This is a genomic window from Loktanella atrilutea (assembly GCF_900128995.1).
Classification (GTDB): domain Bacteria; phylum Pseudomonadota; class Alphaproteobacteria; order Rhodobacterales; family Rhodobacteraceae; genus Loktanella; species Loktanella atrilutea.
In genome coordinates this window covers 1-5,525 of sequence record NZ_FQUE01000035.1, presented here as the reverse complement: position 1 = coordinate 5,525, position 5,525 = coordinate 1, and the positions used below count along the sequence as shown (strand labels likewise).

The window sequence follows — 5,525 nt, the reverse complement described above, 5'->3', positions numbered from 1 at the left end:
TGGATCGGCTGGTAGTTCGCGATCATCGTGACGAACCCGTCGCGGCCGGGTTCGTAGCTGCGGAACATGTAAAAATCGGTGCCGTCGATCTTCGGCGTCTCGGTGATTGCCGGGGCTTCGCGGTGCGAGGATGCGCCCGCCAGCGTGGCCGTGACGCATAGCGCGACGGCAGTCGTCCCGCTTAGAATGGTATTGCCCTTAAGTCTCATTATCTTGCCCTCCAGTTAAAAATTCAATCGTTGATCTCAAGGCTTCGCGATGAAAGACCGCGCCAATCCACTGCAAGCGACAACCTTAAATTTTACTCTACACCGAAGTTACGGCATTGTGACCGAAAAGTTTCGTAGCATCACAATTAATCACCCCATTAACCGAAGCATGCCATCAACCGCAGCTTTGAAGTCAATTCTATGTTCGAGACCATCGTCACCGTGCTGTTGGGCGTGACGCTATTCCGACTCTCCCTCATCGACCTACGGACCTTGAGGTTGCCGGATCGCTTTACCTTGCCATTGATTTTCGGTGGATGGGTGGTGAACGCCTTCATCCTTGGGGCGTGGCCATGGGGGCCTGTGGCCGCCGCAGCAACCGGATATCTTGTTTTTGCACTGATCGGAGGCATTTTCTTTCGTTGGCGGCAAATCGAAGGGCTGGGGCTTGGGGATGCCAAACTGCTTGCAGCCGCTGGTGCGTGGCTTGGCCTGCGTCCCCTGCCCCTTGTGATCCTCCTCGCTGCATTAGGCGGCCTTGCCTTCGCGATCCTGACGACGTCGCGCCGCACGGCCCATATCGCTTTTGGGCCTTGGCTTGCGCTTTCCTTCTTTGTCGTTTGGCTAACAATACGGTCATAAGTGGATCGCAGGGCTACATCCGGTTGCCAGCCTTATGTACCTACCCTCGCCCGCGCGCCGCAAGATCAACAATCGAACGTAGAATGCGGAATTGCGTTGATTCGTAGCGAAATTGACTTCATGGTTTGCACAGCCTCGGCCAAAACCAGGTCGTTGAGAACATCACCGTTACGTTAGTGTTCCGTTCAATTTTCAAGGGATTCGAGATGTTTATCGCACCTATGTTTCAGACCGCAGCGATCACAACGCTGTCCGTCGGCCTCTTCAGCTTCGTTGCCACAGCCACAGCCGCGGGCAGTATCGCTGAGCCGGTGATGGAAGACGTTCCGGCTCCCCTCGCCCAAACGGCAACCCCTCCGGCATCGTCCGGGTGGACAGGTGGTTATATCGGCGGCAGCCTCGGCCATACTTCGATTGACGGAACCTTCAACGGTGCTGACTTGTTTGCGGGCTCGCCGGATGGCGGTTCGTTCGGCGTTCACGCTGGGTACAACCGCGGCTTTGGTCAGTTCGTTTTGGGCGGTGAGTTGCAATACGAAGTGATGGACGTCCAGGAAGGGTCATCATTTTTGGAATTCGACAGTATCGCCCGCGCTAAGGTGCGCTTCGGGTACGATGCTGGTCGTTTCATGCCCTACGTGACGACTGGCGTGGCGCAGGCTTCGGTTTCCAACAGCAGCTTCGCAGGGGATGACAGCGGGGCGTTCGCCGGGCTTGGAGTCGATTACAAATACGGCCAAAAACTTATCGTGGGGGCTGAAGTCTTACAGAACAAGTTCGATGATTTTGACGGAACCGGTGTGGACCTCGAAGCTACGACCGCCGCGCTGCGCTTGTCCTTCAGCTTCTGATTTATTATCGACTGGACAGGGCGGATATCAAGGCCGTGCCGGTAAGTCGCCAAGCGGGACTCCTGAAGCCTGTGATTCATCGTTTCACGATCCGCGTGACGGCCCGATGCCGGCGCAGTCGCCTCTGACAGCCATGATATGGCATTTCTGTCGGGACAATTTGCCGATGTGTCGTTCCCCGGAAATTTGAACCGTCACCCAGGCTACGCTTAAACGTGTGCTGGTCTTCAGGATCGAAGTGACAAGAATTTACCGATACACATGAACAATGTCTCAGGCTTCAGGGCTCGCGTGACCCTAGAAGTCGTGACCGCCGGTGCACTGTGTCGGTGCCGGGCGTGAAATACGGCGTGCCTCCGACAATGAGCCATGGGTGGAAGACCGATAATGAAAGTAAGGATTACAAGGTTCAAGTTTGCGGCGTAATAATTCATCTATAGCTTTCCTATCATCAATATTCGAGGGTCAGACGGTTCATGAAATTGACCTACCCGTTTGTTATCTCATCTGCATATATTTAGCATGATATGGAATTTTGTCTGTCTGCGGATTTCGGCAAAGAAACGTCGTGGAGGATTACGTGTTTGATGCAGAAACCTTTGGTAAGACTCCATTCTGGCTATCCTAGACCGTGATGGAAACCGAACTAACTTTCAACAAATGTGTCAGCCTCTTGAATTTCGCCTCGATTTCTCTGATCGACGATCCTGACGGTCGATACTCAAGGCGCGACTATTACAGGAATTGTTTCGGATTGGCCGCGAAACAAGTGCGGGCCCTAATTAGAACACCCTAGCCCGGATGGTCAATTCTGATCGTGCAAGGCATATCTGATATGCGGCCCGCGACTTTCTGCAAGTGACATGGGAAGCGGGTGCGGTGCTGCCCAGAGTCAAAGATCAGCATCCCTAGTCCGCCCTCTGCTATGTGCGTGAGCGTTCATATTGGTCCCCAAGAGGATGGCTACAGGCCGGGGTGAAATCGGCCGAGCGCGCAGCCCGCTATCATCGTCTTCTGCGAATTGCAGCCGCGAAGGAGGGGGGCACTGACTTCGTAAGTGCATACACCATCAGCTCCACAGGAGAGGCGGTCGTTATCGCGATCTCAACATGGCAAGTTGGCATACGTGCAATCGTGTCTTATGTCGTAGAGCCGGACGGCGTGCTTACCGACGGTATCGGTTTGAGGGATGCCGTGACCCAACTTTGCGAGATTGCCAATCCGTTGGACATCGTGATAAATTGCGCCCATCCTGAACACATTGCTAGTGGTCTTGGCGGTGGCGGTCGGGAAGCCAAACTCGCAGGGTTTGTGGCAAATGCGTCGAGACGGAGCCACCTCCAATTAGACAATGCGACGTCGTTCGATGACGGCAATCCTGACGAACTTAGCCAGCAAATTGCAGACCTCTGGCTTTCCCATCCTGCTACTCATAATTTGGGTGGCTCCCGTGGCATTGGTGAGCGGCATACGCGAAAAATTACGGAACGAACTGCTAAAATTAAGGGCTTTATTTGAACGGTCCGGTGCCGATCACAATCACTCAGTGACTGGCCAGAAGTTTTGCAAATGTTGGGTTCGATGAATTGCACGCCTCACAGGTGGCTACTGGATGGTTTTAAGAAGCTTCGAGATTTATTCGGTGGGGAGCTTGGCAAGCTGTTCTCGGATCTCGTGGTATTGCCGCCTTAGACATTCGGCAATTTCTCCATGTCCGTCCACGGACCATTGGGTAAGGGTGTTGCGATAGATATCTAAAAGGGCCTTCTCGCTGTTATGGAGGGCAGCTAATGCATCGACATCAACACCGGCACCCCAATCTTGGAATTTGGCCACCGCCGTGGTTGCGGTGGCTCTGAGCGTCCTGTCACCATCCTCTGTATCCCACAGTCGCCTCAGCGCTTCCTTCTGTTCTGTTGCGTGACACCGGTGTAAATTGCTAAGGTCTTTAACAATGGGCAAGATCTCGGGATCGGCACGTACCAGCATGGTCGCATAACCTGCCAGCACATTATTGGTCGCTGTATGGATCGTATGAAGAACGTCATGAACGTCCATGGCCATTATGGTCACCTCGCAACCGCTGCTCATGCAGCGACACAAGCATGACAGATGTATTCGGTTCCCCCTAGAATTTTATCTTCCGTCGTTCTGCCGTACCGAGCGTACATTGATATCAGTCCGTTGTAACGACTGCCCTATGAAGACTATTGTGGAGCCCAGATTTTGGACGAAGCGGTTATCCCTTTCGACTTGGCGCGCATGTTCTTCGGAACGGACCCATCCTTGTTTTATCTCGAAATCGTCTTCCGATCTTGCGTCATCTACGCATACGCTTTGATACTCATAAGATGGGTGGGTGGACGTGGCATTGCCCAAATGTCGACCGTTGAATTCTTGCTGGTCATCGCACTAGGATCCGCTGTGGGCGACGCGATGTTCTACCCAGAAGTGCCGCTGTTTCAGGCTATGCTGGTCATTACGGTCGTTGTCTTCATCAATAAATTCCTTGATCGCCTGATCTATCAGTTCAGCTTTGCCGAGAAATTCGTCGATGGTGAGACGGTGGAGGTCATCCGCAACGGCGTTATCAACGTCTCAAGTCTTCGCCGGACGAGAATCGGCAGAAACGAACTCTTTGAAAGTCTGCGCGAGCAGGGCGTGGTTAATCTTGGTGAAGTGAGGCAGGCCTACCTGGAATCGTCAGGTCGTTTCAGCATATTCAGATCGAAGCCCGCGCGCGCTGGACTCCCTATCGAACCGGCATGGGATGTCTATCCGCCCGTGACATTTGATCCTGACACACCGGTTGACGACACCGCTCTTGCTTGCTGTACCTGTGGAGTCGTCCTGCCGGCGCCGGTCAAGGTCCCACCTGCCTGCCTGCATTGCGGTGGCAAAATTTGGACGTCAGCGACCGTGGCGCGCTGACGCGACAGGGGTCATCAGGTTTTCATCGAACACTGCGTAGCGATCGCGAAAACCCAGTCGCTCCTCCCAGGCCTTCTGATTTCTGAGGCGAATGTAAGAACGCGATCGCTCCAGCTCGCCTGAATCTGTCAAACGTCGTAGCAAGCGATTCACATAAATGTCCGTCAGACCCAAAGCATCGCCGATCTCTTGCTGTGTAAACGGGAAGGGAAAACGGTCAGATTTTTGCAGATTGCCGTGTTCAATCCTCGCTTTCAGCGACAAGATGAAGTGTAACAGTCTGTCTTCCGCAGCGAGACGCGCGATGGTATGCATGCGGTCGAACAGGACAGTGGTGTCCAGGCTGGCGAGCGACACCAAAATGTCAAAGAGGCGGGGATGGGTTGATGCCAAGGCCAAAAACTTGGTTCGGTTCAACAAGGTCACCGATCCATCCGTCTGCATCGTGGTTTCATGTGGTGGGGTTCCGAAGCCTAGGTCGTCAAATCCGATGACATCTCCTGCCACGTAAATCTGTGCTATCGTGGTTTTGCACACGCCTGTCCGGACGCGGACAGCCGACCAGCCAGAGCGCAAAATCGCAATGCGGTCGTCCGGTCGTGTGGCATCGAAGACCGGAGCGCGCGCCCGGCGTTGTTCAGGATGTCTCTCGAGGTCTTCCAGGGTATCCCGCTCTGGACCTGTCAAATCCAGCAATCGCGACAGTCGGGTCAGGAACGCGCTTTGAAGGTGTTGTTCCATCTGTAATTCCTGACGCACTTGATTGTTCTTGTGTCAATTTAACAATATTAAACCGATTGACCTGCCCCCCTCGGGTCCCTCGTTCATAACGAGAGTCTGCGGGTTTGAGATTGGTAGTCGGATCGGTCGTTTTGGGCAAGCGCGCCGGGCG

7 protein-coding genes are annotated in these 5,525 nt (G+C 54.0%); 4 read left to right on the top strand and 3 right to left on the bottom strand.

The annotated features are described in order from the left end of the window. Nucleotides 1-209: DUF4331 family protein (locus BUA54_RS20325; RefSeq protein WP_143155570.1), on the bottom strand; the 209-nt coding region annotated here is incomplete at its 3' end. A 201-nt stretch (nt 210-410) separates the two neighbouring features. On the opposite strand from BUA54_RS20325, the gene BUA54_RS20320 reads away from it, so the two are divergent. The 3 genes from BUA54_RS20320 to BUA54_RS20310 all read left to right on the top strand — a co-directional run bounded on the left by BUA54_RS20320 (nt 411) and on the right by BUA54_RS20310 (nt 3,220). Beyond that, complete coding sequence (locus tag BUA54_RS20320; protein WP_072859051.1) at nt 411-851, top strand: prepilin peptidase; 441 nt, start codon at nt 411-413, stop codon at nt 849-851. A gap of 206 nt (nt 852-1,057) precedes the next feature. Further along, a complete protein-coding gene (locus tag BUA54_RS20315; RefSeq protein ID WP_245810858.1) occupies nt 1,058-1,702 on the top strand; it encodes an outer membrane protein in 645 nt (214 codons plus the stop codon). Nucleotides 1,703-2,677: 975 nt separating this feature from the next. Further along, nucleotides 2,678-3,220, top strand: coding sequence for a homocysteine S-methyltransferase family protein (locus tag BUA54_RS20310; protein ID WP_072859050.1), 543 nt, complete (start codon nt 2,678-2,680; stop codon nt 3,218-3,220). Nucleotides 3,221-3,337: 117 nt separating this feature from the next. On the opposite strand, the gene BUA54_RS20305 is transcribed toward BUA54_RS20310, so the two are convergent. Next, nucleotides 3,338-3,766 carry a DUF2383 domain-containing protein gene (locus BUA54_RS20305; RefSeq protein ID WP_072859049.1) on the bottom strand — a complete coding sequence of 143 codons (429 nt, stop codon included), beginning with the start codon at nt 3,764-3,766 and terminating at the stop codon, nt 3,338-3,340. Nucleotides 3,767-3,988: 222 nt separating this feature from the next. Between BUA54_RS20305 and BUA54_RS20300 the strand changes: the two genes are divergently transcribed. Further along, the gene (locus tag BUA54_RS20300) at nt 3,989-4,633 is read left to right on the top strand and encodes a DUF421 domain-containing protein (protein ID WP_178352816.1); all 645 of its coding nucleotides are present in this window, start codon (nt 3,989-3,991) and stop codon (nt 4,631-4,633) included. Here BUA54_RS20300 and BUA54_RS20295 read toward each other — a convergent pair. Then, a complete protein-coding gene (locus BUA54_RS20295) occupies nt 4,613-5,374 on the bottom strand; it encodes a Crp/Fnr family transcriptional regulator (protein ID WP_072859048.1) in 762 nt (253 codons plus the stop codon). The genes BUA54_RS20300 and BUA54_RS20295 overlap by 21 nt on opposite strands. Between the last annotated feature and the right edge of the window lie 151 nt (nt 5,375-5,525).

Bases quoted from the DNA above. Each gene is read 5' to 3' on its own strand.
- BUA54_RS20320 (WP_072859051.1), top strand. From the start codon at position 411: ATGTTCGAGACCATCGTCACCGTGCTGTTGGGCGTGACGCTATTCCGA.
- BUA54_RS20315 (WP_245810858.1), top strand. From the start codon at position 1,058: ATGTTTATCGCACCTATGTTTCAGACCGCAGCGATCACAACGCTGTCC.
- BUA54_RS20305 (WP_072859049.1), bottom strand. From the start codon at position 3,766: ATGGCCATGGACGTTCATGACGTTCTTCATACGATCCATACAGCGACC.
- BUA54_RS20295 (WP_072859048.1), bottom strand. From the start codon at position 5,374: ATGGAACAACACCTTCAAAGCGCGTTCCTGACCCGACTGTCGCGATTG.